The following is a 24,088-nucleotide window of genomic DNA, read 5'->3' on the forward strand; positions in this document are numbered from 1 at the left end:
GCGTCTGCGTCCGGCTGTGTAACTAGGCTCTGTCCCATGGATCCTGACCGTGATGACACCGCCGAGCGTAGTGACTCGGGCCCGGAAACGCCGATCCGCACGCCGGCGGTCGACGCGGTCCTCGCGGCGGGCATCGAGCACACGGTGACCCGGCACGGGCGCGTCTCGAGCCTCGAGGAGGCGGCCGCCGCTCGGGGCATCGAGCCGCGCGACCTCATCAAGACCCTCGTCGTGCGCCGGGCCGAGGACGACCACGTCTTCGTCCTCGTACCCGGCGACCGCACCTTCTCGTGGGCCAAGGTGCGTGCCCTGCTCGGCACGAACCGCATCTCGATGCCCGACGCGGCGGCCGCGAAGGCCGTCACCGGCTACGAGCGCGGCACCATCACGCCCTTCGGCTCGGCCGCGCGCCTTCCCGTCATCGCCGACACGCACCTCGTCGGGCGCCGCATCTCGCTCGGCGGTGGCGGCCACGGGGTCGGCCTCACCGTCAACGGCGACGACGTCATCCGCCTCTTCGACGCGACGGTCGCCGACATCTCCGACGAGGAGGTCCACAAGGACCGTTGACGCCCGCGCCGTCCCGAGGGCGCAGACTGTGCACATGTCACGCACCCCGCTGCCCACCAAACCGTGCGCTCGATGCGGTCGCACGATCACGTGGCGCAAGGCCTGGGAGCGCGACTGGGCCACGGTGCGCTGGTGCTCCGACAACTGCCGCAAGCACGGCCTGACCCCCGTCGACCTCGAGCTCGAGGACGCCCTCACCAAGCTCGTCAGGGCGCACGCCGCCTCGGCCACGGTCGACCCGTCGGAGGCGGCTCGAAAGGTCGGCGGCGCGGACTGGGAGGCGCTCGTCGAGCCCGCCCGGAACGCCGCCCGACGGCTCGTCGCCGCCGGGCGCGCCCAGATCATCCAGGGTGGCCGGGTCATCGACCCGGACCACGCGAAGGGCCCGATCACGGTGCGCCGCCCCCGCTGAGCGGTCCGCACGACCCCACCGGACGGCATACGCCCTCTCAGCCCTCCTGCATCGGGACGCGGACACCGCGCTCGTGCGCGACGCGGTCGGCGATGTCGTAGCCGGCGTCGACGTGGCGGATGACACCCATGCCGGGGTCGTTCGACAGGACGCGCGCGAGCTTCTGCGCGGCGAGGTCGGTGCCGTCGGCGAGGGAGACCTGACCGGCGTGGAGGCTCCGGCCGATGCCCACGCCGCCGCCGTGGTGGATCGAGACCCAGCTCGCGCCCGAGCTCGTGTTGACGAGCGCGTTGAGCAGCGGCCAGTCGGCGATGGCATCGGAGCCGTCGGCCATCGACTCGGTCTCGCGGTAGGGGCTCGCGACGGAGCCGCTGTCGAGGTGGTCGCGCCCGATGACGATGGGCGCCGAGATCTCGCCCGTGCGCACCATCTCGTTGAACTTCAGGCCGGCCTTGTCGCGCTCTCCGTAGCCGAGCCAGCAGATGCGGGCAGGCAAGCCCTGGAAGGCGATCCGCTCCTGCGCACCCCGGATCCACTTGTGCAGACGGTCGTTGTCGGGGAAGAGCTCGAGCACGGCCTTGTCGGTCGCGGCGATGTCGCGCGGGTCGCCCGAGAGCGCGGCCCAGCGGAACGGGCCCTTGCCCTCGCAGAAGAGCGGGCGGATGTAGGCGGGCACGAAGCCGGGGAACTCGAAGGCGCGGTCGTAACCGCCCTGGCGGGCCTCGTCGCGGATCGAGTTGCCGTAGTCGAAGACCTCGGCGCCGGCGTCCTGGAACTCGACCATCGCCTTCACGTGCTTGGCCATCGAGGCGCGGGCGCGGTCGGTGAAGTCCTCGGGCTTCTTCTCGGCGTACTCGGCCCAGTCGGCGACGTCGACGCCCTCGGGCAGGTAGCTGAGCGGGTCGTGCGCCGACGTCTGGTCGGTGACGATGTCGATCTCGACACCCCGTCGGAGCAGCTCGGGGAAGACCTCGGCCGCGTTGCCGACGACACCGACCGACCAGCCGCGGCGCTCGCGCTTGGCGGCCATCGCCTTCTCGATCGCGTCGTCGAGGTCGGTCGCGACCTCGTCGAGGTAGCGGTGCTCGACGCGCCGGTGCAGGCGGGCCGGGTCGACGTCGACGATGAGGCAGGCGCCGTCGTTCATCGTGACGGCGAGCGGCTGCGCGCCGCCCATGCCGCCGCAGCCGCCGGTCAGGGTCAGCGTTCCGGCGAGGGTCCCGTTGAAGCGCTTCTCGGCGACGGCCGCGAAGGTCTCGTAGGTGCCCTGGACGATTCCCTGGGTGCCGATGTAGATCCACGACCCGGCCGTCATCTGGCCGTACATCGTCAGGCCGAGGTGCTCGAGGCGGCGGAACTCGGGCCACGTGGCCCAGTCGCCGACGAGGTTGGAGTTGGCGATGAGGACGCGCGGCGCCCACTCGTGCGTCTGCATGACGCCGACGGGACGACCGCTCTGGACGAGCATCGTCTCGTCCTGCTTGAGCGTGGTCAGCGTGCGGACCATCGCGTCGAAGGACTTCCAGTCGCGGGCCGCGCGACCGGTGCCGCCGTAGACGACGAGGTCGTCGGGGCGCTCGGCCACCTCGGGGTCGAGGTTGTTCATGAGCATCCGCAGGGGGGCCTCGGTGGCCCACGACTGCGCCGTCAGGGTCGTCCCACGCGCCGCGCGGACGGGTCGTGCACCTTCCATGTCACTCTCCTTCGAGGTGGAAAACGTTGGTGTGCCGGTTCGCTCAGCGGAGCGGGCCGGTGACGGACTCGGCGGCGGCAAGGACGTCGCCGTCGGTCACCGCCCCGTGGGCGCCCTCGATGTCGGGGGCGAGGAAGCGGTCGGGCCCCGGGGCCGCGTTGGTGCGAGCGGACAGCGCGGCGATGACCGCGCCGGTGGCGGGCGACGGCTCGAGCGGGGACCGCAGCTGGATGCCGCGCGCCGCCGTCAGCACCTCGATGGCGAGGACGCGGCCGAGCGCGTCGACGGAACGGCGCAGCTTGCGGGCACCCGACCAGCCCATCGACACGTGGTCCTCCTGCATGGCCGAGCTCGGGATCGAGTCGACCGACGCGGGGACGGCGAGACGCTTCATCTCCGAGACCATGGCGGCCTGGGTGTACTGCGCGATCATGAGGCCCGAGTCGACGCCGGGGTCGTCGGCGAGGAAGGGCGGGAGCCCGTGGTTGCGGGCCTGGTCGAGGAAGCGGTCGGAGCGGCGCTCGGACATCGACGCGACGTCGGCCGCGACGATGGCGAGGAAGTCGAGGACGTAGGCCACCGGGGCGCCGTGGAAGTTGCCGTTGGACTCGACCCGGCCGTCGGTGGTGACGACGGGGTTGTCGACGGCCGAGGCCAGCTCGGCAGCGGCGACGCGGGCGGCGTGCTCGACCGTGTCACGGGCGCCGCCGTGCACCTGCGGCGCGCAGCGGAGGGAGTACGCGTCCTGCACGCGGGTGCACTCCTCGGTGCGGTGCGACTCGCGGATCGGCGAGTCCGCCATGACGGCAAGGATGTTCGCGGCCGAGTCCCCCTGACCCACCTGGGGGCGCAGCGCGTGCAGGTCGGGCGCGAAGACGCTGTCGGAGCCGAGCAGGCCCTCGACGCTCATCGCGGCCGACACGTCGGCGACCTTGAGCAGGTGACGCAGGTCGTGGATGGCCAGCACGAGCATGCCGAGCATGCCGTCGGTGCCGTTGATGAGGGCGAGGCCCTCCTTCTCGGCGAGGACGACGGGCTCGATCCCGTGGTCCGCCAGGGCGGTTGCCGCGTCGGTGAGCGTGCCGTCGGCGAGGCGCACCGGCCCCTCGCCCATCGCGGCGAGCGCGCAGTGCGACAGCGGCGCGAGGTCGCCGGAGCAGCCGAGCGAACCGTACTCGTGCACGACGGGGGTGATACCGGCACTCAGCAGGGCGGCATACGTCCGCGCGGTCTCGAGGCGGACGCCGGTGCGGCCCGTCGCGAGGGTCGACAGACGGAGCAGCATGAGGGCGCGCACGACCTCGCGCTCGACCTCGGGACCGGCGCCGGCGGCGTGCGAGCGCACGAGCGAGCGCTGCAGCTGGGCGCGCAGCGCCGTCGGGATGTGGCGGGTCGCGAGCGCGCCGAAGCCGGTCGAGACGCCGTAGTGGGCGACGGTGTCGTTCGCGAGGTCCTCGATGACGGTGCGGCTGCGGGCGATCTCCGCCTCGGCATCGGAGGAGAGCTCGACCCGGGCGTCGTGGCGGGCGACGGCGACGACGTCCTCGAGGGAGAGCGGACCGGTGCCGACCGTGACGGTGCCGGCGCCGGTCACCGAGTGGGCGGTGGCGGGTGCTGCGTTCATGGACCCATCGAACCGCCGAACGGCTGGCGCGTTGGCCCGCGAGGGAGGACAATTGTCTCGGATGCGAGACTTCCTCGATCGCGGACCGGAGGTGGCCCACATGTCCAACGCCCCCGCCGCCGCCAACGCGCTCGACGTCCTCGAGCACCTCTCCCGCCACGCCGAGCCGGTGCCCGCTGCGTCGATCGCCCGCGACCTCGGCCTGCCCCGCAGCTCGGTCTACCACCTGCTCAAGGTGTTGCACAGCCGCGGCTACGTCACCCACTACGTCGAGGAGCGACGCTTCGGTCTCGGCCAGGCGGCGTACGAGCTCGGGTCGGCCTACCAGCGCCAGGCGCCCCTGGCCCGTGTCGCGCGGGCAGCCATGCGCCGGATCGTCGACCAGTGCGGCCGCAACGCCCACTTCGCCACCCTCGACGGACGCGACGTCATCTACCTCCTCGAGGAACGCGCCCCCGGGCAGCCGATGCTCGTCACCGACGTCGGTGTGCGCCTGCCCGCCCACCTGACGGCCAGCGGGCTCGCGATGCTGTCCGCCCTCCCCGCGACGCAGGTGCGGGCGCTCTACCCCGACCGGGCCTCGTTCGTGCAGCGCAGCGGTGGGGGGCCGCGGTCGCTCGGCGAGCTGCGGAGCGTGCTGACCCGCACGCGCACCGACGGCTACGCCCGCGAGGAGGGCACCGTGACGGCCGACCTGTCGTCGGTCGCCGTGCCCGTGCTCGACCGCGCCGGCCGGCCGCTCGCGGCGATCGCCCTGACGCTGCGGACACCCGACGCGAGCACGGAGCACGTCGCCGAGCTCGTGGCCCGGGCCCGTCTCGCCGCCGAGGACATCGCCCGCCGTCTCAGCCCCAGCCCGACCGGTCGCCGCTGAGCCCCACCCGGCACCGGGGTCTCCTAGGGTGCCGACATGGACGTCCACCTCATCGGCGGCGGCTGGGACGACGACCTCGCCCCCACGCTCTACGGACCCTTCGTCGAAGCCGCCGCGCGTCGCGCCGGCGGCACCCCGCGCATCGTGCTCGTCGTCATGGGCACTGACCCCGAGTCGCTCGAGTACCACGAGAAGTACGTCCACACGCTCGGCCTCGTGGGTGGCCACGACCTCGTCGTGGAGCGGGTGGCCGAGGGCACGCCGCTGGAGCCTGCCGTCCTCGACGGGATCGACGGCCTCTTCGTCGGCGGCGGCCCCACGCCGGAGTACCACGCGTCCCTCACGGGCGCCTACCACCGGATCCGCGCGCTCGTGTCCACAGGTATGCCGTATGCCGGGTTCTCCGCGGGGGCTGCGATCGCGGGCTCCCACGCGGTCATCGGCGGCTGGCTCCTCGACGGGCGGCCCGTCTGCCCCGAGGACAGCAACGAGGACCTCGACGACGTGGCCGTGGTCAGCGGCATCGGCCTCGTGCCGGGAGCCGTCGACGTGCACGCCGCCCAGTGGGGCAACGTCTCACGCCTCGTCGCCGTGGTGGCCGCGGGGCTGGCCCCGAGCGGTGTCGCGATCGACGAGGGGACGCTCCTGCGGTCGGACGGTGCGATGGCCGGCGCCGGGCGCGTGTGGCACGTCACGCCGGACACGGCGACGCCCGGCGGGGCGCTCGTGCGGGCTCGGGCCGGAGGTCAATAGGCTCGACCCCATGCGCGCCATCACGATCCCCGAGCCCGGAGACGCCGACAGCCTCGTCCTCGACGAGGTGCCCGACCCCGAGGTGACGGCCGGCCACGTGCTCATCGACGTCGCCGCCGCGGGTGTCAACCGCGCCGACGTCATGCAGCGCCTCGGTCACTACCCGCCGCCTGCCGGCGCGTCGGAGTACCCCGGCCTCGAGGTGAGCGGCACCATCGCGGCGCTCGGCGAAGGTGTCGAGGACTGGCAGGTCGGCGACGAGGTGTGCGCCCTCATCGACGGAGGCGGCTACGCCGAGCGTGTCGTGGCGCCGGCCGAGCAGCTCCTGCCGGTGCCGCGCGGCGTCTCGCTCGTCGACGCGGCCGGCCTGCCCGAGGTGACGTGCACCGTCTGGTCCAACGTCTTCCTCGTCGCCAACATCCAGCCGGGCCAGGTGCTCCTCGTCCACGGCGGCAGCTCGGGCATCGGCACCATGGCCATCCAGCTCGCCAAGGCGGTCGGCGCGCACGTCGCCGTCACGGCGGGCAGCCAGGCCAAGCTCGACGTGTGCCGCGACCTCGGTGCCGAGTTCCTCGTCAACTACCGCGAGGAGGACTTCGTCGAGCGCGTCCGCGAGCTGACGAGGGGTCACGGCGCCGACGTCATCCTCGACAACATGGGCGCGAAGTACCTCTCCCGCAACGTCGAGGTCCTCGCCATCAGCGGACGCCTCGTCACGATCGGCCTCATGGGCGGCCGAACGGGCGAGCTCGACATGGGCATGCTGCTGGCCAAGCGCGCCGCCGTCATCGCCACCTCGCTGCGGGCCCGCCCCGCGACGGAGAAGGCCGCCATCGTCGCCGCCGTCCGTGAGCACGTCTGGCCCCTCATCGAGGCCGGCGCGGTGCGTCCGGTCGTCCACTCGCGCCACCCCCTCGAGCACGCCGCCGAGGCGCACCGCGAGATGGAGGCGTCGGGCCACATCGGCAAGATCCTCCTCACCACCTGAGCTGCCTTGTGTCGCGGGACGATCCGGCCGTGTCCGACTCGTCCCCTGACGCGCTGCCCACCGCCGGCGTACCGTTGACCGGTGGACCCCTTCGCCACGAAGCGGCCCTCCCACCACACGAGTACCGGGAGGCACCTGCAGTGTTCATCCAAGTGATTCAGGGCAAGACCCACGACGCGGACATGCTCCACCGCCGCATGGACGCCTGGCGCGAAGAGCTCGAGCCCGGCGCGGCCGGCTGGCTCGGCGGCACGTACGGCATCGACGACGACAACGAGTTCATCGGCGTCGTCCGCTTCGACTCTCGCGAGTCGGCGATGCGCAACAGCGAACGCCCCGAGCAGGGCGCCTGGTGGGCTGACACCGAGAAGTGCTTCGACGGCGGCGTCACCTTCCACGACTGTGACGACGTGACGATGATGCTCGACGGCGGGTCGGACGACGCGCAGTTCGTCCAGGTCATCCAGGGGCGCATCAGCGACCAGGAGAAGTTCCGGATGATGCGCGACATGCCGATGGACACCCTCCACACGGAGCGGCCCGACATCCTCGGCGGCACCATCGCGGTCGACGCCGATGGCTGGTTCACGCAGACGATGGCGTTCCGCACCGAGGCAGATGCCCGTGAGGGCGAGAAGAAGGACATGCCGCCCGAGATGAAGGAGCAGATGGCCGACATGGACCAGGCCATGAGCGACGTCCGCTACCACGACCTGCACCATCCGTGGTTCGCCACGGCCGGCTCGCACTGACCCGCGTCGGCCGCGAGGACGAGGAGGGGCCCGTGCGACCTGACGGGGGACGCACGGGCCCCGACCGCTCGACCTGCGCGGTGAGGCAGGATGGAGCGCATGAGCGACGACGCGAGCCGACAGGGCCAGGGCACCGACACCGACTCCGACTCCGACTCCGACTCCCAGCGTGACGAGCCGCGCATCGTCGTCGTCACGCCCGACGGCATGGGCGTCGCGGACGCCCAGGGCGAGGATCGCCCCGACGGCGCCGGTCCCCACCCGGAGGGCCGCGAGGAGCGACGCGAGCGCGAGCGCACCAACCCGGCCGACCTCGTCGAGGAGCCGGCCAAGGTCATGCGCATCGGGTCGATGATCAAGCAGCTGCTCGAGGAGGTGCGCAACGCGCCGCTCGACGAGGCCGGGCGCCGTCGCCTCGCCGACGTCCACCACCGCTCCATCGAGGAGCTCAAGGACGGCCTCGCGCCCGAGCTCGTCGCCGAGCTCGACCGGATCGCCCTGCCCTTCCGCGACGACTCCCCGACCGACGCCGAGCTGCGGATCGCCCAGGCCCAGCTCGTCGGCTGGCTCGAGGGACTCTTCCACGGCATCCAGACGGCGCTGGTGGCGCAGCAGATGGCGGCGCAGCAGCAGCTCCAGCAGATGCGCGCCCTGCCGCCCGGCCCGGGCGCCTCCTACGGCACGCCCCCCGGCATGCAGCCCGGCGAGCACCACCCCGGGGAGTCCGGACCCACCGGGCAGTACCTCTGACCCCGGCGGTCAGAGCCAGCTCGAGCGCTCGCGCTCGGTCGGCACGACGTCGGGGTTCCACTGCGTGAACGGCGCCTCGAGCTTGTAGTGGAGGTCCTTCTGGCGCAGCAGCACCACGGGCTGGGCGTTCTCGGGGTTGTCGAGCGACTCGAAGTAGTCGACGCTCCAGTGGAACCACCGCATGCAGAAGAGCCGCATCGTCAGGCCGTGCGTCACGATGACGACGTTGCGCGGCGCGGTCGGCGTCTCGAAGTTGCGGTGCATCGACTCGAGGAACGTCGACACGCGGTCGTAGACGTCCGACCCGGACTCGCCGTGGCTGAACCGGTAGTAGAAGTGGCCGTAGCGGTCCCGCTCGGCCTTCTGCTGGGCGATGTCGACGGGGTCCTGGAAGTTGGCCCAGTCCTGCTCGCGCAGGCGCGGCTCGACCCGCACGTCCCGCTCCACCACCGGCAGGGCGAGCGCCTCGAGGGTCTGCCGGGTGCGCACGTACGGCGAGACGTAGGCCTCGACCGACTCCCCGTCGAGCACGTCCCGGATCGCGGCACCCGTGTCGCGGGCCTGCTGAAAACCTTTGGGCGTCAGGCTGATCCGGTGGTCGGGTACGCGCTCATAGACGGTGTCGTCGAGGTTGCCCTCGGACTCGCCGTGCCGCACGAGGATGATCCGGTTCGGTCGGTGCTCGAGGTTCACCGCCTCAGACTACGGTCGCGACCCCGTGCCGCCCACGGGGCGACGAGGAGCACGAGCCAGGCGAAACCGACGACGAAGCTCGCGACGAGGATGACGACCCCGGCCGACCCGCCGAGGACACGCGGGCCGACAGCGAGCAGGACGGCATACGCCATGAGCGCCGTGACGACGACGGCCCTGCGACGAGTCGACCCCATGACTCCCCCTCGCTGCGATGCGCTGACCACCCCATCGCACCACCCGCACGTGAACGGGCGGTGCCGTCCGGGTGACACGTCCCGGTCCGGTTAGGGTGAGGCGATGCGACAGGTGGGCGACCTGCTGACCGGTGACAGCCCCTGGCTGCGCCGGGCCTCGCACGTGCTCAAGTGGCTCGCGGTCCTCGTGGCCTGCTACCTCGGTGGCGTGGCCGCGACCAACCTCGCGCCGACCGTCGCCGAGACCTCCCAGTACCGCGCGGTCCTGCGCCTCGACCCGGTGCCGCGTCACTCCCCCGTGCTCCACGCGCCGACGATCGTCGGTGACGTCGACGTCCAGTTCGCCTCTCCCATCGTCGCGCCCGGCCTCGACGTGCAGGTCGCGGTGCGCGAGGAGATCACCAACCTCTTCACCCGTCCCAACGTCGACATCAAGGCGCTGCAGCCCTCGCCCGACGAGATCTCGTCGGCGATCGCGCAGGCCGCCGTCGGCGTCGGCATCCGCTTCGTCCTCGGCGCGACGGCGATCGCGGTGCTCCTCGCCCTGGCCTCGCACTACATCAGGCAGCGCACCACCCGTCGCCACCACGTGCTCTTCGTCGCGTCCGCGATGGTCGTGGCGACCACCGTGACCTTCGGCGGGATCGCCCTGACCTACCAGCCGGGCCGCTTCGCGGAGTACCGCACGAGCGGCGTCCTCGGCGTCGTGCAGCGCAACGCCGGCCTGCTCGCCGACGTCGAGGCGCGCGCCACCCAGGTGACGCCCTACTTCCGCAACCTCCTCGCGGTGACGCAGGCGCTCCAGCAGAAGTACGTCGCCGGCAACGTCAACGAGCCCGTCTCGGCGCGCCTCCTGCTCGTCTCCGACATCCACGGCGCGAACCAGTACGCCCTGATGCGCACGATCATCGAGGAGGAGGACGTCGACGCCGTCATCGACAGCGGCGACCTCGTCAACTTCGGGCGCGTCCAGGAGGGCGACGCCGCCGACCTCTACCGGTCCATCCAGTCGCTCGGCGTGCCCTACGTCTTCACGAGCGGCAACCACGACCAGTCGTCGGCGAGCGACCGGGCCGTCGTCGCCCGTCTCGCGAGCATCCCGAACGTCGTGCTCCTCGAGGACGCCGCCGGGTCACTGCGCGAGCTGACCTTCCACGGGCTGCGCATCACCGGCTTCAACGACCCGCGCTACTTCGGCGACGACAACGCCGACCCGACGGCCAAGGCCAAGCCCGCGGCCGACCGCTACAACGCGGCCGTCGCCGGCCAGCCCGAGCCCGACATCGTCGTGACGCACGAGCCGTATGCCGCCGAGCAGGTCGAGCGGGGACGCCTGCTCATCAACGGGCACATGCACACCCCCGCGATCGAGGGCAACCGGATCCAGGTCGGCACCTTCACCGGTGGCGGGGTCGTCTCGCACTACTCCGAGGGTCCGGGGCAGGAGCTCGACGGCCAGCCGTACTCCTTCGACATCGCCCAGTTCGGCACGTCGTGCGAGCTGACCTCGCTGACCCGCTACTCCTTCCGCAACCTGCTCGAGGGCCGCCCGGCCTACGACAGCGTGCAGGTCATCAGCGGAGCCCGCATCGACCCCTACCGGCCCGCCGCACCGACCGTCCAGCAGCCGGGTCAGGACCAGCCGGACCCGGCCAAGCGCATCTGCAGCCGCATCGACGAGACGTCGGTGCGATCGCTGCCGATCGCCCCGGACGACCCGACATCGTCAGGCACCACGACCCCTGCCGTGCCGTCCGGGCTGTCGGTCACCCCTTGAGGTCGGGGAACTGGTCGTCGCGCCACTCGTTCGCGGGCTGGTCGGCGCCGGTCGCCTCGAGGTCGGTCTCGCGGCCCCGCAGCTCGACCCGGCGGATCTTGCCCGAGATCGTCTTGGGCAGCTCGTAGAACTCGATCCGCCGGACCCGCTGCCACGGCGCGAGCTTCGCGCGGGCGTGGGCGAGGATCGAGCGCGCCACGTCCTCACCGGGCTCGTGGCCCGGGGCGAGGGCGATGTAGGCCTTGGGCACGGCCAGGCGCACGGGGTCGGGCGCGGGCACGACGGCGGYCTCGGCGACGGCCGGGTGCTCGATGAGCACCGACTCGACCTCGAACGGGCTGATCTTGTAGTCGCTCGCCTTGAAGACGTCGTCGGTGCGTCCGACGAAGGAGATGTAGCCGTCGACGTCGACCGACGCGACGTCGCCCGTGTGGTAGAAACCGCCGGCCATGGCGTCGGCGTTGCGCTGCTCGTCGCCCTGGTAGCCGGTCATGAGCGGGACGGGGTGCTGCGACAGGTCGAGGCAGATCTCGCCCTCGCGGTTGCCGTCCGAGTCGGCCTCCGTGACAAGGACATTCGTGATCGGGTCGACGACGACGACCGGACAGCCAGGAAGCGGCCGGCCCATCGAGCCCGGCTTGACGGTGGAGCCGGGGGTGTTGCCCACCGCTGCCGTCATCTCGGTCTGTCCGTAGCCGTCGCGGATCGTCAGGCCCCACGCCTTCTCGACCTGCGCGATGACCTCGGGGTTGAGCGGCTCGCCGGCACCGATGACCTCGCGCAGCGACCCCGGTCCGCCGGACAGGTCGCTCTTGATGAGCATCCGCCACACCGTCGGCGGCGCGCAGATCGAGGTGACCTCGTGCGTGCGCAGGACCCGCAGCAGGGCGACGGGGTCGAACCGGCTGTAGTTGTAGACGAATGCCGTCGCCTCGGCCGCCCACGGCGCGAAGAACGACGACCATGCGTGCTTGGCCCAGCCGGGGCTGCTGATGTTGAGGTGCACGTCGCCGGGCTGCAGCCCGATCCAGTACATCGTCGACAGGTGCCCGACGGGGTAGGAGCGCTGGGTGTGCTCGACGAGCTTGGGCCGGCTCGTCGTGCCGGACGTGAAGTAGAGGAGCATCCGGTCGTCGGGCGCCGTGCCCGGGTGCTCGGTGGGCGGGACCTCGAGGTCGTATGCCGCCTCGTGGCGTTGCCAGCCAGCCGTGGCGGTCCCGGCCGGGTCGGCCCCACCGACGGCGACGCGCAGGTAGTCGCCCGGCACGTCGTCGAGCTTGTGCACCTCGGACGCGTTGGTGATGACGGCGCGGGCCGCGCCGCGCTCCATCCGGTCGACGAGGTCGCCGGGGCCGACGGCGGTCGTGGTCGGCATGACGACGGCGCCGAGCTTGATGACGGCGAGCATCGACTCCCAGAGCTCGACCTGGTTGCCGAGCATGAGGATCACCGAGTCACCGCGGCGCACACCGAGGGTGGCGAGGTGCGCGGCCACCTGGTCGGAGCGGCGGGCCATCTCGTCCCAGGAGTACGACGCCGACGACTCGTCCTGCTCGACGATCGTCAGGCAGGCGCCCCCGTTGCCCCGGGCGACGGCGTCGAACCAGTCGACGCCCCAGTTCCAGCGGTCTCCCACGTCGGGGAAGGTGAACTCGCGGACGGCTCTGGCGTGGTCGCCGCGCAGGGCGAGGAGCTCGTCACGGGCCGCCCGGTAGGTCGCGGTCACACCGGCTTCGTCGACAGTGGAGGTCATGACCCGACGATGCCACACGCGCCTGCCGTGCGGCAGGGGACGGCGACGGGCTCAGAGCGGCTGGTCGCTGCCGTCACCGAGGTCGCGCGGGCGGCGCTCCTCCGCGAGCTCGGGACGGTCGGCCCGCTCGGACCGCTGGCGCGGGATCGCCGTCGTGTCCTCGCTGTAGCCGTCGTCGCCGGCCGCGAAGGCCGGATCCGAGCCGGGGCCGTCGGCCAGGCCGCGGCCGTGGGCGCGCCGGCGCAGGTCGTCCTCGTCGATGAGGCGGTTGATGAGCTGCTGGACCTCGTTGCTGCGCGGGATGTTCGTGAGGTTCTCGTCGGGGCTGTCGCCGGCCGACTCGATGTGCAGCGAGCCCGCGCCGATGATCCGGTCGACCACGGTCTGCTGGAAGCTCACGTCGGTGATCTTCGAGAGCGTGATGTCCTTGCCGTTCTTCGTCAGGATGCCTCGGCGCACCATGACCCGGTGCGAGGTGATGACGTAGTGGGTGGTGCGCCAGCGCAGGTAGGGCACGAAGACCGCCGGGACGGCGACGAGGACGAAGACCGCCACGGCGATCCACTGGATCCGGTTCCCGGTGTCGTCGTCGGGGGTGGCGCGGGCGACGGTGATGCAGGCCGCGGCCAGCAGCAGGCCGAAGATCGTGGGCACGACGACGGTGAGCCAGTGCGGGTGCAGGTCGCGCTCGACCTTCTCTCCCTTGGCGAGCACGTTCTCCGGGAACCCCACGGTCATCCTCCTGTCGTCAGGTCCGCTCGGACCACGCGTTGCCACTCAGCCTAGGCGGTCACGCCTCCCCGTCGGTCGGGTCGGACTCCGCGAGCAGCCGCAGGCCGTCGGCCCGGGCCCGGCGCGTGGTCTCGCCGAGGAACTCGGTGCCGAGGTAGACGTGGTCGGGTCCGACGAGGCCGACGAGCCCCTCGGCCTCAATCTGGTGCAGCACCTGCCGGTTGTCGACGACGAGCTTGAGGACGCCACCGTGGGCCTGAAGCTCCCTCGCGTAGCCGCGGAGCACGTCGATGAGGGTCAGGCCGATCTGGTCGACGCCGCGGAGGCGGAGCACGACGACGGCGTGCTGCGACCCCTCGTCGACGCGTGGTAGCAACGCGCGGAACGTCGGGGCGCTGGCGAAGAAGAGGGAGCCGTACGGCTGGAGCACGAGCACCTCGCCGCCCGGCACGGTGACCGGTGGCTCGCACTGACGCACCCTCCCGTCTGCGTCGAGGTCGAGGCGGGTGACCCGCACCCGGTTGGACTGCTCGACGACGTGGAGCACGATCGCGAGGGCGACCCCGACGAGCACGGCGTACTGCACCGGGATGAGGAGAGTCAGCACGAAGGTGAGCGCGAGGACGACGGTCTGGACGGTCCCCGTGCGCATCACCGACTGCACCCTCGCCGGCTTCACCGCGCCGGCGCCGACGACCATGAGCAGCGCCGCGATGGACGGTAGGGCGACGAGGGCCACGACGTCGGCGAGGACGAGCACGACGAGCGCCATGACGCCGCCGGCGAAGCCGAGCGAGAGGCGCGTCCGGGCGCCCGCGGTCGCGACGAGCGAGGACGCCGACATCGAGCCGCCGACCGGCATACCCCTGAAGAGGCCGGAGACGATGTTGCCGACCCCCTGCCCGATGAAGTCGCGCGAGGCGACGGACGGGCGCCCGTCGGGATTGGGCACCGCAGCCGACACCGCGGCGCCCTGGACGAGTCCGATGAAGGCCAGAGAGACCGCGGGAAGCGCGAGGTAGGGCACGTCGCCGAGCGACGGCAGCGCCGGCAGCGGCAGGGAGTGCGGGACCGCGGCGATGTCGCCCACGACCGCGACGTGCGCGTCGAAGAGCGACCCCAGCACGCCCGCGAGGAGCGAGCCGACGGCCATCGCGACCACGAGGCCGAGCGCGCCCAGGCGGGTGCGCTGGAGCCCGACGATGAGGACGAGGGTCACCACCCCGACGAGGAGGGTCATGAGGTCGATCCGCCACGGATGGAGAACCAGGTCGAGGGTGCGCATGACCCGGTTGGCGCCGGAGGTCTCGGCTCCCGTGAAGTCGCCGAGCTGGCCCAGCACGATGTTGACGCCGACGGCCGTGACGAAGCCGGTCATGACCGAGCTCGGCACGAACCGCAGCAGCGCCCCTCCCCGCAGCAAGCCGGCCGCGATCATGACGACGCCGGTCAGCGCGGCCAAGGTCCAGAGCGCCCGCTCCGGGTCGGGTCGAGACCCCAGGTCGGCGTCGGCGACGACGAGTGACATGGCGCCGGTCGCCTGGACGGCCATGAGCGTGCTGCTCGTGAAGAGCGCCGCGCCGACCATGCCGTAGAGGTAGCCGTAGAGACCGGCGAGCGGGTTGACGCCCGCGAGGACGCCGCTCGCCAGACCGTCGGGGACGCTCTCGATGCCGAGCACGACGCCCGCCTTGAGATCGGCGCGGACCGACGGGCTCCTCACCCGCCCCCAGGCAGCTCGTCCTGCGCCGCCCGTCACGGTGCCGCCGTCGACGTCACCGTTGGCGGCCCCCACATCCGGATCAGCCGCCCAGGATGCGGGCCTTCTGCTGCGCCAGCTCCTCGTCGGTGAGGATGCCCTGCGCGTGCAGTGCCGCCAGGCGTTCGAGGGAGTCCAGCACGTCGTCGGCCGCGGGCGCAGCAGGAGGCGGGGGCGGGGGCGGCGGCGCCTGGGCAGCCATGGCCTGGGCCTCCTGCTGCTGCCGGTAGGCGTCGGCATCCGCGGCCTGCTGCGCCTTGGCCTGCTGGCCCTGGTGCACCTTGCCGCTCACGGCGGTGGCGGTGCCGGCGACGACGGCCGTACGGGCGGCCACCCCCAGCAGACCGGGCCGGCCCCTGCGTCCTCTCATGACCCCTCCTCGTTCGATGCGATCGCGCTGAGCGCCACCTCGATGTCCTCACGCGGCAGGCGTTCCATGACGAGCAGCTGCCCGTCCAGCTCGCGCACCTCGGCAGCGATCTCGGACGCCCACACGTTCTCCCAGGCGATGACGAGCACCGTCGTGCCAGGGTCCATCTCGGCGGCGATGGCGAGGGCGTCCTCCTCGCCGACGAGGTCAGGCATGACGGTCGGGAAGCCGAGCAGCTCCTCGGCACCCTCGGGTGACTCGGCGTCGTACATCAGCACGCTGCCGTCGTCGTCCTTGCGGACGAGCAGCACGTCGAGCACGCGGACCGCGCCCTGGTCGACCGCTCGCGCCACCGCATCGCGTATGCCGCCCTGCCGCAGCTCTCCGCGGAAGCCGATGACCGCCAGGTCCACCGGCCCGATCGGCCCTGTCGTCGCAGTCGACATGGGACTCCTCCCGGTTCGTGGCGGAGTCGTGACCGGCACCGCTCGCCTTCATGCTCCGGTGCGCCCGCGCCGTGGGCATCACCCCGACGGGGTGACGCCCGCCGTCGGCGCCGGTGGTGACATGACAGGCATGAGCGGAAGGGACGTGCCGAGGGCCGGAGACCCTGGGGACCCGGTCCCCGGGGCGCCGTCCGGGCTCGTTCCGGCGAGGCGAGCACGCCCCGCGATCCCGCGGGGCGTGCTCATCCTCGTGGCGCTGGCGGCCGGCTTCGTCGTCGCCTTCGGCATCCACCTCGTGTCGGGCATCGTCGGGCCGCTCTTCCTCGCCCTCGTCCTGACCGTCGCGGCCTTCCCGGTGCGCAACGCCATGGTCCGGCGCGGGCTGCCCCACTGGTTGGGCACGCTCGCGGTCGTCTTCGTGATCTACCTCGGCATCGTGGGGCTCGCCCTGCTCGTCGTCGTGTCCGGCGCCGAGCTCGCAGGCCTCCTCCCCCAGTACGCCGACGACCTCGCGGCCCTCGTCGCCGACGTGACCGACTGGCTCGCCGCCCGTGGGGTCAAGCCCGAGCAGACGCAGGCGATCGCCTCGTCCTTCGACCTCGGGCGTGTCAGCGCGCTCATCACGTCGCTCCTCTCGGACATCCTGTCGCTCGTGACGAACCTCGTCTTCGTCCTCGCGCTCGTGCTCTTCTCCGCGATGGACGCCCGGGGCTTCTCCGAGACCCTCACGACCCTCCGCACCGAGCGCCCTGCGTTCGTGTCGGCGATGATGTCCTTCACGCACGGCACGCGCCGATACCTCGTGGTGGCAACGGTGTTCGGTGCCATCGTCGCCGTCTTCGACACCATGTTCCTGTGGCTCGTCGGGGTGCCGGGCGCGCTCCTCTGGGGCCTGCTCGCCTTCATCACGAACTACATCCCCAACATCGGCTTCGTCATCGGCCTCGTGCCACCGGCGATCCTCGCGCTGCTCGAGGGCGGGTGGAGCCTCTTCGCCCTCGTCGTCGTGGTCTACAGCGTCATCAACCTCATCATCCAGTCGGTCATCCAGCCGAAGATCGTCGGCGACGAGGTGGGCCTCTCAGCGGTCGTGACCGTCCTGTCCCTCGTCGTCTGGTCCGTGCTGCTCGGCGGCATCGGCGCCGTGCTCGCGATCCCGCTGACGCTGCTCGTCAAGGCCCTGCTCGTCGACGCCGACCCTCACGCGCAATGGCTCGGCAGCCTCCTCGGGGACCGTCGCGAGGCGCCGTCCTGACGAGCCGGACCGTCTGGCTGCAGTTCGGCTCGCGGGTCGGGCACGGTGCCCCTACTGTCCGGTAGTGGGACGTGTGACGCAGGGCACAGCGTGGCCGGCGGGCGGCGCCCCGGCAGGTTGCAGTGCTCGGCGTCAGCAAGCCTTCCACCCACAAAGGAGTGTGTCGTGAAGAGCAGCAGGTCCGTCATGTCATCCACCCGCCGGCGTGCCCTCGAGGCCGGTCTCTGCGCCCTCATCGGAGCCGGAGCCGCCCTCGCCCTCGGCGCCCCGGCCGTCGCCGCAGGCACGGGCTACGTCGCCCTCGGCGACTCCTACTCCTCGGGCACGGGGACCCGGACGTACATCAGCGACGGCACGTCGTGCCAGCGCTCCGTCTACGCCTACCCGTCGCTCGACGCCTCTGCCCTCGGGCTGGCACTGAGCTTCCGCGCGTGCTCCGGCGCGACGGTCGCCGACGTCACGAACACCCAGCTGTCCGCGCTGTCGAGCACGACGGCATACGTCACGATCTCGGTGGGCGGCAACGACGCCGGCTTCGCGAGCGTCCTGACGACGTGCGCGCAGCCGAGCTGGCTCAGCAACTGCAACGGCGCCATCGACACGGCCCAGGGCACCATCACCAACACGATCCCGGGCCGGCTCGCGACGCTCTACTCCTCGATCCGCGCCAAGGCCCCGAACGCCCGCGTCATCGTCGTCGGATACCCGCGCATCTTCAACGGCGAGGACTGCAACGCGTTCACGTGGTTCTCCCCCACCGAGGAGTCGCGCCTCAACGCGACCGCCGACCTGCTCAACGCGAAGACGGCCACGGCCGCCTCGAACGCCGGCTTCACCTTCGTCAACCCCACCTCGAAGTTCGTCGGCCACGCCGTGTGCGACAACGTCGAGTGGCTCAACGGCCTGTCCAACCCGGTCGGCGAGAGCTACCACCCCAACATCGCCGGGCACCGTGACGGCTACGCGGTCGTCACCAAGCCCGCCTTCGGGCTCGCTCTCACGCTCTCGGCGTCGCAGGCCGAGGCCAAGGCCGTCGCGTCCGCCGACGCGCTGGCCCGGGACGCGAGGAGGTATGCCGCCGTCGACCGCACGATCACACCGGAGCGTTTCGTCGCTCCCGACCTCACGACCCCCGCGGCCCGCGCCGCCGCCGCCCGCGCCGGGGTCGACCTGAGCAGCCGCGCCAGCATCGACACCGCCGACCGGCTCTACTCGGCCCGTCAGGACGCCGCGAGGAGGTCCGTGGCTCCGCGGTGAGCCCGCGGTGAAGAAGTGGTGAGGTCGTCGGGCGTCGCCCGGGCACGGCACCTAGTCTGACCGGGTGCGCTACGACGACATCATCATCGGGGCCGGTCACAACGGCCTCACGGCCGCCGCCTACCTGGCCCGCGCGGGAAGGACTGTCCTCCTCCTCGAGCGATCGGACCGGGTGGGCGGCGCTGCCGTGTCCGCCCGCGCCTTCGAGGGGGTCGACGCACGACTGTCGCGCTACTCCTACCTCGTCTCGCTGCTGCCGCGTCAGGTGCTCACCGACCTCGACCTCGACCTGCGGCTCATCCGGAGGCGGTTCTCGTCGTACACGCCGGTCCCGTCGGACCCCGCCCGCGGCCTCCTCGTCGACCACGGTGACGTCGCGGCGACCCGAGCGGCCTTCCGCGCCCTGACCGGTGGCGACGACGCGTACGCCGGGTGGAGTGACTTCTACGCCCGGATGGCCGACGTCGCCGCGCGGGTCTTCCCGACGGTCCTCGAACCGCTGCGCTCCCAGGACGACGTGCGCACGCTCTCCGGGGACGGCGACCTCTTCGACGCACTGACGACGCGGCCCATCGGCGAGCTCATCGAGTCGGTCACCGACGACGACACGCTCCGCGGCATCATCGCCACCGACGCCCTCATCGGCACGTTCGCCTCGCTCGGCGGAGGCGACCTGCGCCAGAACGTCTGCTTCCTCTACCACCTCATCGGCGGCGGCACCGGAGACTGGGACGTCCCCGTCGGGGGCATGGGCGCGCTCACGGACTCGCTTGCGGCAGCGGCGGTCTCGGCCGGCGCGACGATCGTCACGGGCGCCGAGGTCACGTCGGTCGACCCCTCGACGGGCGAGGTCGCCTGGTCCGGCGGGAGCGCCGGCACCGGCAGCGCCGTCGGAGGCACCCTCGTGGCCGGTTGCGCACCCACCGTCCTCAACCGGCTCCTCGCCGAGGCGGGTGCGGCACCGGTCGCCACCGAGCCCGACGTCGAGGGCGCCCAGCTCAAGGTCAACATGCTGCTGACGCGCCTGCCGCGCCTGCGCGACGCCGCCGTCGATCCCGCCGCCGCGTTCGCCGGCACCTTCCACATCAACGAGGGCTACGGCCAGCTCGAGCAGACGTATGCCGTCGCGCGCGACGGGAGCATCCCCGACCTTCCCCCGTGCGAGATCTACTGCCACACCCTCTCGGACCGCTCGATCCTCGGAGCGGACCTCGCCGTCACGGACGCACAGACGCTGACCCTCTTCGGCCTGCACCTGCCGGCCCGGCTCTTCCGCGCCGACAACGAGACCGCGACGAAGGAGGCCCTGGCCGCCACCCTCCGCTCGCTCGACTCGGTGCTCGGCGAGCCGATCGAGTCGGTCCTCGCCCGCGACGCCGACGGCAACCCCTGCATCGAGGTCAAGAGTCCCGTCGACCTCGAGCAGTCGGTCGGCCTGCCCGGCGGCAACATCTTCCATCGCTCGCTGCAGTGGCCCTGGGCCGAGCGGGACGTCGAGGTGGGCACGTGGGGCGTCGAGACGGCATACGCCAACGTGTTGCTCGGCGGTGCGGGGGCCCGGCGGGGCGGCGGGGTCAGCGCGATCCCCGGCCACAACGCGGCGCGGGCGATCCTCGGCTGAGGGCTAGGCGGGCCAGACGCCCGAGCTGCCGCGCCGGTGGCTGCCCATGAGGTGGGTGTCGACGATGCCGACGGCTTCCATCAAGGCATACATGGTCGTGGGTCCGACGAACGCGAAACCCCTCTTGCGCAAGGCTTTTGAGAGCGCCTTGCTCTCGTCGGACACGGTCGGCACGTCAGAGTGGTCCTCTGGGCGCGGGGTGTCGGGCGGCTGGAAACCCCAGACGAAGTCGACGAGACCGCCCTCGTCGCGCAGCGCGATGGTGGCCCGGGCGTTGGTGATCGTCGCCTGGATCTTGCCGCGGTGGCGGATGATGCCGGCGTCACTGAGCAGCCGCTCGACGTCGGCATCGGTGTACGTCGCCACGAGGTCGGGGTCGAAGTCGGAGAAGGCCGCCCGGAAGTTCGGGCGCTTGCGCAGGATCGTCGCCCACGACAGGCCGGCCTGGAAGCCCTCGAGGCAGATCCGCTCGTAGAGGCCTCGCTCGTCACGGATCGGCACCCCCCACTCGGTGTCGTAGTAGTCCATGAGGAGCGGGTCGACCGACGCCCACGTGGGGCGGGCGAGCCCGTCAGCGCCAACGACCGTCATGCCGCGACCCTAGGACAGCGCCCGGCGCATGACGACGCGGGGGAAGCCCCCGGACACGGAGTCGGTGTCGGCCGCCTTGGCGAAGCCAGCTCGCTCGAAGAGCAYGCGCGTGCCGACGTAGGCCATCGTGAGGTCGACCTTCTCGCCGCGGTTGTCGACGGGGTAGCCCTCGACGGCGGGCGCGCCCTGGTCGCGGGCGTAGTCGACGGCGCCCTCGAGGAGCGGTTGGGCGATGCCCTGGCCGCGGTGACCGGGGCGGACCCGGATGCACCAGATCGACCACACGGCGACGTCGTCGACGTGCGGGATCTTCGCCGACCGCGCGAAGGGCAGCTCGGACCGGGGCGCCACGGCGGCCCAGCCGACGACCTCGGCGCCGTCGTAGGCCAGCACTCCCGGCGCGACGGCGCGGCGCGTCAGGTCGCGGACGAACTCGCCGCGCTCAGGACCGACGAGCGCCCTGTTGGTCCTCGAATCGAGCCGGTGGCTCAGGCACCAGCACACGGTCGAGGCCGGGTTCTTCGGGCCGAGCATCGTCGCGACGTCGTCGAACCGCGCGAGCGTCGCGGGGCGCACCTCGAAGGTCATGGCGCCAACGCTAGCCACCGGTGGTGACGGCATGCCGTCGACGGCGCGAGCCGGCCGGTAGACATGTCCGTTTTGTCGACAGACGCTCGCGACCTCCGTACCGTGGCTGGACGGCATACGCCCGCAGTCATCTCGGAGGACCCATGCAGCTCAACAGCTCTTCCAGCCGCACCCGCCTCGGGCTCGTCATCGCCGCGTCGGCCGCGCTTGCCGCCACCCCGGCGATCGGCTCGTCGCAGCCGGCCGAGGGGGCGACGGTGAGCGTCCAGAACCAGGTCATCCAGCTCGTCAACGTCCAGCGAACCAAGGTCGGTTGCYGCGCCCTCGTGTTGGACGCGCGGCTCTCGCGAGCGGCGCAGGCGCACTCGATCGACATGGCCAAGCGCCGCTACTTCTCGCACACGAGCCTCGACGGCCGCACTTTCGCGCAGCGCATCCGGGCGCAGGGCTACACCGGCTCGCTCATCGGCGAGAACATCGCGGACGGCTACCCCACACCCAAGGCCGTCATGGACGCGTGGATGAAGAGCCCGGGACACAAGGCCAACATCCTCAACTGCCGCTACAGGGCCATCGGCGTCGGCTCGGCGGTCGGCGGCCCCTACCGCTACTACTGGACGCAGGACTTCGGCGGCTGAGGCCGAAGCACCTCAGTCGTCGAAGACGTGCCAGCAGATGGCACTGCGGGAACGTGGGCCAGCGCGACCGAGCCTGCCCCACCGGGCAGGCTCGGTCGGCGGGCTCCACCCGCTTCGCTCCACCATGCAGAGGGGCTTGGTCGTTTATTACCCTTGCGGGTACATAACTGATTGGGTACATTCACTCCATGGACGCGGTACTGCAGGCCTTGAGCGACCCGAGCCGACGCACGGTGCTCGAGATCCTGCGCGACCACCCGGCCACCGCAGGCGAGCTCGCCGACGCCCTGCCGATCGCCCGACCGGGCGTGTCCCGTCACCTGCGGGTGCTCCGCGAGGCCGGGCTCGTCGACGTGCGCCAGGAGGCGCAGCGCAGGATCTACACCCTGCGCCCCGAGGCCCTCGTCGAGGTCGACGAGTGGCTGGACGGCTACCGCGCCCTGTGGCAGAACCGGCTCGATGCCCTGCACACGGAGATCGCACGAGGAAAGAAGGCACGGAAGTGAAGATCACCGGCACGATGCGCGCCCTCGACGACACCCGCGGAGCAGTCCGCGTGGAGGACGTCTACGACACGGACATCCACGACCTCTGGGAGGCGTGCACGAACCCCGAGCGGCTGGCCCGGTGGATCGCCGAGGTGTCCGGGGACCTCCGCGTGGGCGGGACGGTGCACGCCGTCTTCACGAGCACGTGGACCGGACCGGCGACGGTCGAGGTCTGCGACGCACCGCACCACCTGTTGCTGACGACCGAGCCCGGCACCGACGACGAGAGCCAGATCGAGGCCTGGCTCACCACCGAGGGGACGCAGACCCGCCTCGTCGTCGAGGAGCGCGGCCTGCCGGTCGGGCAGCTCCACTTCTACGGAGCCGGCTGGCAGGTGCACCTCGAGGACCTCGGGCGTTCACTGGTCAGCGGCGGCTCGGTCCACGCCGGTGGCTGGTCTCAGGAGGCACCCGCACCGGCCTGGAAGGAGCGCTGGATGGAGCTGACCCCCGCGTACGAGAACCTGTCGGACCGCTGATGTCCGGCACGATCAGGTTCGACGGAACCACGGTCAACGCTCCCGACGCGCTGGCGCTCGCGCAGTTCTACGCCGAGATCACCGAGGGAGTCGCGAAGGGCTCGGCGCACTGGGCTGCGGTCAGCACCGGTGGTGCGCTCATCGCCTTCCAGCAGGTCGAGGACTTCGCACCCCCGACCTGGCCGGGCGGGCCCGCGCCGATGCAGATGCACCTCGACTTCTTCGTCGACGACCTCGAGGCGAGCGGAGCGCGCGCGACCGCGGCCGGGGCCCGACTCCTCGAGGTCCAGCCCAACGACCACTGCCGGGTCTATGCCGACCCGGCCGGCCACCCGTTCTGCCTGTCGACGTGGGAGGGGCAGCAGCTCTTCGACAGCTGAGTGGCGTCAGGTCGGTGTGAAGTCGACGAGGTGCAGGTGCAGGGTGCCACCGGAGGGTGCGGGGTAGCGGCGACCGAGTCGGGCTGGTGGTCTGCGACGCTCCGGCCCGTCTGGCCCGTCTGGCCCGTCTGGCCCGTCTGACCCGTCTGACCCGTCTGACCCGTCTGACTCGTCCGGCCCGTCTGACCGGTCCGGTTGGTTGGGGTCGGGGGCCAGGGTGAGCCGCGGCGGCGGGGGCGGTGTGGGTGGTGGGGGTGGTGGGGGTGGTTTCTGGGGTGGGCCGATGAGCAGTCCGGTGTCGGTGTGGAAGGTGAGTCCGTCGGGGTGGGTGGGGTCGCCGGTGAGGGTGAACTCGCCGCGGTGGTGTCCGTCGTGGTGGAAGGTGCACAGGGCCAGGAGGTTGCTGGTGTCGGTGGGACCGCCGTCGCGCCAGTGCCGGAGGTGGTGGATCTCGAGGTGGTGGGTGGAGGCGCAGCCGGGGAAGCGGCAGCCGCGGTCGCGGTCCAGGACCAGGACGCGGGTGCGGTGGGGGACGACGCGGTGGGCGCGGCCGACGTTGACGGGGTGTCCGTCGGTCTCCCAGACCGG

Annotated in this window: 27 protein-coding genes; 15 read left to right on the forward strand and 12 right to left on the reverse strand. The window is 71.9% G+C overall.

What is annotated here, in order from left to right; genetic code table 11:
• Positions 1-36: 36 nt before the first annotated feature.
• Together AB4Y83_RS10435 and AB4Y83_RS10440 are read left to right on the forward strand one after the other, a co-directional pair.
• Complete coding sequence (locus AB4Y83_RS10435; protein ID WP_442296815.1) at positions 37-570, forward strand: aminoacyl-tRNA deacylase; 534 nt, start codon at positions 37-39, stop codon at positions 568-570.
• 34 nt (positions 571-604) lie between these two features.
• Complete coding sequence (locus AB4Y83_RS10440) at positions 605-982, forward strand: DUF2256 and DUF3253 domain-containing protein (protein ID WP_056822699.1); 378 nt, start codon at positions 605-607, stop codon at positions 980-982.
• A gap of 37 nt (positions 983-1,019) precedes the next feature.
• Here AB4Y83_RS10440 and hutU read toward each other — a convergent pair whose 3' ends face one another.
• Both hutU and hutH read right to left on the reverse strand, forming a co-directional pair.
• Positions 1,020-2,675, reverse strand: coding sequence for a urocanate hydratase (gene hutU, locus AB4Y83_RS10445; RefSeq protein WP_056772246.1), 1,656 nt, complete (start codon positions 2,673-2,675; stop codon positions 1,020-1,022).
• 43 nt (positions 2,676-2,718) lie between these two features.
• The gene (gene hutH / locus AB4Y83_RS10450) at positions 2,719-4,299 is read right to left on the reverse strand and encodes a histidine ammonia-lyase (protein ID WP_442296816.1); all 1,581 of its coding nucleotides are present in this window, start codon (positions 4,297-4,299) and stop codon (positions 2,719-2,721) included.
• A gap of 100 nt (positions 4,300-4,399) precedes the next feature.
• On the opposite strand from hutH, the gene AB4Y83_RS10455 reads away from it, so the two are divergent.
• From AB4Y83_RS10455 to AB4Y83_RS10475, 5 genes are all read left to right on the forward strand, one after another.
• On the forward strand, positions 4,400-5,173 hold the full coding sequence (locus tag AB4Y83_RS10455; RefSeq protein ID WP_442296817.1) for an IclR family transcriptional regulator: 774 nt from the start codon (positions 4,400-4,402) through the stop codon (positions 5,171-5,173).
• A gap of 36 nt (positions 5,174-5,209) precedes the next feature.
• Entirely contained in the window at positions 5,210-5,926 is a 717-nt protein-coding gene (locus tag AB4Y83_RS10460) for a Type 1 glutamine amidotransferase-like domain-containing protein (RefSeq protein ID WP_442296818.1), read from the forward strand.
• A 10-nt stretch (positions 5,927-5,936) separates the two neighbouring features.
• Complete coding sequence (locus tag AB4Y83_RS10465) at positions 5,937-6,914, forward strand: NAD(P)H-quinone oxidoreductase (RefSeq protein ID WP_442296819.1); 978 nt, start codon at positions 5,937-5,939, stop codon at positions 6,912-6,914.
• Positions 6,915-7,054: 140 nt separating this feature from the next.
• A complete protein-coding gene (locus AB4Y83_RS10470; protein WP_256794970.1) occupies positions 7,055-7,666 on the forward strand; it encodes a hypothetical protein in 612 nt (203 codons plus the stop codon).
• A 99-nt stretch (positions 7,667-7,765) separates the two neighbouring features.
• Positions 7,766-8,416, forward strand: coding sequence for a proteasome activator (locus AB4Y83_RS10475; protein WP_442296820.1), 651 nt, complete (start codon positions 7,766-7,768; stop codon positions 8,414-8,416).
• Between the two features lie 9 nt (positions 8,417-8,425).
• On the opposite strand, the gene AB4Y83_RS10480 is transcribed toward AB4Y83_RS10475, so the two are convergent.
• Positions 8,426-9,109 (reverse strand): histidine phosphatase family protein, encoded by a 684-nt coding sequence (locus AB4Y83_RS10480; RefSeq protein WP_442276138.1) that lies wholly within the window; start codon positions 9,107-9,109, stop codon positions 8,426-8,428.
• Entirely contained in the window at positions 9,106-9,306 is a 201-nt protein-coding gene (locus AB4Y83_RS10485) for a hypothetical protein (RefSeq protein ID WP_442276139.1), read from the reverse strand. Before AB4Y83_RS10485 ends, AB4Y83_RS10480 begins: the two co-directional genes overlap by 4 nt.
• A gap of 103 nt (positions 9,307-9,409) precedes the next feature.
• On the opposite strand from AB4Y83_RS10485, the gene AB4Y83_RS10490 reads away from it, so the two are divergent.
• On the forward strand, positions 9,410-11,083 hold the full coding sequence (locus tag AB4Y83_RS10490) for a metallophosphoesterase family protein (RefSeq protein WP_442276140.1): 1,674 nt from the start codon (positions 9,410-9,412) through the stop codon (positions 11,081-11,083).
• On the opposite strand, the gene AB4Y83_RS10495 is transcribed toward AB4Y83_RS10490, so the two are convergent.
• From AB4Y83_RS10495 to AB4Y83_RS10515, 5 genes are all read right to left on the reverse strand, one after another.
• Positions 11,073-12,836, reverse strand: a complete 1,764-nt coding sequence (locus AB4Y83_RS10495; protein ID WP_442296821.1) for an AMP-binding protein — start codon at positions 12,834-12,836, stop codon at positions 11,073-11,075. The two genes, AB4Y83_RS10490 and AB4Y83_RS10495, sit on opposite strands and share 11 nt — an antisense overlap.
• Before the next feature lie 51 nt (positions 12,837-12,887).
• Entirely contained in the window at positions 12,888-13,574 is a 687-nt protein-coding gene (locus AB4Y83_RS10500) for a PH domain-containing protein (RefSeq protein WP_442296822.1), read from the reverse strand.
• A 52-nt stretch (positions 13,575-13,626) separates the two neighbouring features.
• Positions 13,627-15,291 (reverse strand): SulP family inorganic anion transporter, encoded by a 1,665-nt coding sequence (locus AB4Y83_RS10505; protein WP_442296823.1) that lies wholly within the window; start codon positions 15,289-15,291, stop codon positions 13,627-13,629.
• A gap of 79 nt (positions 15,292-15,370) precedes the next feature.
• Positions 15,371-15,697: an SHOCT domain-containing protein gene (locus tag AB4Y83_RS10510; protein WP_442276144.1), complete on the reverse strand. Its 327-nt coding sequence runs from the start codon at positions 15,695-15,697 to the stop codon at positions 15,371-15,373.
• Entirely contained in the window at positions 15,694-16,143 is a 450-nt protein-coding gene (locus AB4Y83_RS10515) for a DUF6325 family protein (RefSeq protein WP_442276145.1), read from the reverse strand. Before AB4Y83_RS10515 ends, AB4Y83_RS10510 begins: the two co-directional genes overlap by 4 nt.
• 130 nt (positions 16,144-16,273) lie before the next feature.
• Between AB4Y83_RS10515 and AB4Y83_RS10520 the strand changes: the two genes are divergently transcribed.
• From AB4Y83_RS10520 to AB4Y83_RS10530, 3 genes are all read left to right on the forward strand, one after another.
• Positions 16,274-17,398 (forward strand): AI-2E family transporter, encoded by a 1,125-nt coding sequence (locus AB4Y83_RS10520; protein WP_442296824.1) that lies wholly within the window; start codon positions 16,274-16,276, stop codon positions 17,396-17,398.
• A 165-nt stretch (positions 17,399-17,563) separates the two neighbouring features.
• Positions 17,564-18,655, forward strand: coding sequence for an SGNH/GDSL hydrolase family protein (locus tag AB4Y83_RS10525; RefSeq protein WP_442296825.1), 1,092 nt, complete (start codon positions 17,564-17,566; stop codon positions 18,653-18,655).
• 64 nt (positions 18,656-18,719) lie between these two features.
• Positions 18,720-20,276 carry a phytoene desaturase family protein gene (locus AB4Y83_RS10530; RefSeq protein WP_442296826.1) on the forward strand — a complete coding sequence of 519 codons (1,557 nt, stop codon included), beginning with the start codon at positions 18,720-18,722 and terminating at the stop codon, positions 20,274-20,276.
• Positions 20,277-20,279: 3 nt separating this feature from the next.
• Here the strand turns inward: AB4Y83_RS10530 and AB4Y83_RS10535 are convergent, their stop codons facing one another.
• Both AB4Y83_RS10535 and AB4Y83_RS10540 read right to left on the reverse strand, forming a co-directional pair.
• Positions 20,280-20,867, reverse strand: coding sequence for a DNA-3-methyladenine glycosylase I (locus tag AB4Y83_RS10535; protein ID WP_442296827.1), 588 nt, complete (start codon positions 20,865-20,867; stop codon positions 20,280-20,282).
• Between the two features lie 9 nt (positions 20,868-20,876).
• Positions 20,877-21,455, reverse strand: a complete 579-nt coding sequence (locus AB4Y83_RS10540) for a GNAT family N-acetyltransferase (protein WP_442296828.1) — start codon at positions 21,453-21,455, stop codon at positions 20,877-20,879.
• Positions 21,456-21,598: 143 nt separating this feature from the next.
• Between AB4Y83_RS10540 and AB4Y83_RS10545 the strand changes: the two genes are divergently transcribed.
• The 4 genes from AB4Y83_RS10545 (at position 21,599) to AB4Y83_RS10560 (ending at position 23,500) form a co-directional block, all read left to right on the forward strand.
• Complete coding sequence (locus tag AB4Y83_RS10545; RefSeq protein WP_442296829.1) at positions 21,599-22,093, forward strand: CAP domain-containing protein; 495 nt, start codon at positions 21,599-21,601, stop codon at positions 22,091-22,093.
• A gap of 188 nt (positions 22,094-22,281) precedes the next feature.
• A complete protein-coding gene (locus tag AB4Y83_RS10550; protein WP_442296830.1) occupies positions 22,282-22,599 on the forward strand; it encodes an ArsR/SmtB family transcription factor in 318 nt (105 codons plus the stop codon).
• Entirely contained in the window at positions 22,596-23,120 is a 525-nt protein-coding gene (locus AB4Y83_RS10555) for an SRPBCC domain-containing protein (protein WP_442296831.1), read from the forward strand. Before AB4Y83_RS10550 ends, AB4Y83_RS10555 begins: the two co-directional genes overlap by 4 nt.
• Positions 23,120-23,500, forward strand: coding sequence for a VOC family protein (locus tag AB4Y83_RS10560; RefSeq protein ID WP_442276154.1), 381 nt, complete (start codon positions 23,120-23,122; stop codon positions 23,498-23,500). Before AB4Y83_RS10555 ends, AB4Y83_RS10560 begins: the two co-directional genes overlap by 1 nt.
• Before the next feature lie 6 nt (positions 23,501-23,506).
• On the opposite strand, the gene AB4Y83_RS10565 is transcribed toward AB4Y83_RS10560, so the two are convergent.
• A partial coding sequence (locus AB4Y83_RS10565) for an HNH endonuclease signature motif containing protein (protein ID WP_442296832.1) occupies positions 23,507-24,088 on the reverse strand: 582 nt, incomplete at its 5' end.

The organism is Terrabacter sp. RAF57 (assembly GCF_052113925.1).
Lineage (GTDB): Bacteria > Actinomycetota > Actinomycetes > Actinomycetales > Dermatophilaceae > Terrabacter.

Coding starts and splice junctions, on each gene's coding strand:
- AB4Y83_RS10435 (WP_442296815.1), top strand. CDS start 37: ATGGATCCTGACCGTGATGACACCGCCGAGCGTAGTGACTCGGGCCCG.
- AB4Y83_RS10440 (WP_056822699.1), top strand. CDS start 605: ATGTCACGCACCCCGCTGCCCACCAAACCGTGCGCTCGATGCGGTCGC.
- hutU (WP_056772246.1), bottom strand. CDS start 2,675: ATGGAAGGTGCACGACCCGTCCGCGCGGCGCGTGGGACGACCCTGACG.
- hutH (WP_442296816.1), bottom strand. CDS start 4,299: ATGAACGCAGCACCCGCCACCGCCCACTCGGTGACCGGCGCCGGCACC.
- AB4Y83_RS10455 (WP_442296817.1), top strand. CDS start 4,400: ATGTCCAACGCCCCCGCCGCCGCCAACGCGCTCGACGTCCTCGAGCAC.
- AB4Y83_RS10460 (WP_442296818.1), top strand. CDS start 5,210: ATGGACGTCCACCTCATCGGCGGCGGCTGGGACGACGACCTCGCCCCC.
- AB4Y83_RS10465 (WP_442296819.1), top strand. CDS start 5,937: ATGCGCGCCATCACGATCCCCGAGCCCGGAGACGCCGACAGCCTCGTC.
- AB4Y83_RS10475 (WP_442296820.1), top strand. CDS start 7,766: ATGAGCGACGACGCGAGCCGACAGGGCCAGGGCACCGACACCGACTCC.
- AB4Y83_RS10485 (WP_442276139.1), bottom strand. CDS start 9,306: ATGGGGTCGACTCGTCGCAGGGCCGTCGTCGTCACGGCGCTCATGGCG.
- AB4Y83_RS10490 (WP_442276140.1), top strand. CDS start 9,410: ATGCGACAGGTGGGCGACCTGCTGACCGGTGACAGCCCCTGGCTGCGC.
- AB4Y83_RS10500 (WP_442296822.1), bottom strand. CDS start 13,574: ATGACCGTGGGGTTCCCGGAGAACGTGCTCGCCAAGGGAGAGAAGGTC.
- AB4Y83_RS10510 (WP_442276144.1), bottom strand. CDS start 15,697: ATGAGAGGACGCAGGGGCCGGCCCGGTCTGCTGGGGGTGGCCGCCCGT.
- AB4Y83_RS10515 (WP_442276145.1), bottom strand. CDS start 16,143: ATGTCGACTGCGACGACAGGGCCGATCGGGCCGGTGGACCTGGCGGTC.
- AB4Y83_RS10520 (WP_442296824.1), top strand. CDS start 16,274: ATGAGCGGAAGGGACGTGCCGAGGGCCGGAGACCCTGGGGACCCGGTC.
- AB4Y83_RS10535 (WP_442296827.1), bottom strand. CDS start 20,867: ATGACGGTCGTTGGCGCTGACGGGCTCGCCCGCCCCACGTGGGCGTCG.
- AB4Y83_RS10550 (WP_442296830.1), top strand. CDS start 22,282: ATGGACGCGGTACTGCAGGCCTTGAGCGACCCGAGCCGACGCACGGTG.
- AB4Y83_RS10560 (WP_442276154.1), top strand. CDS start 23,120: ATGTCCGGCACGATCAGGTTCGACGGAACCACGGTCAACGCTCCCGAC.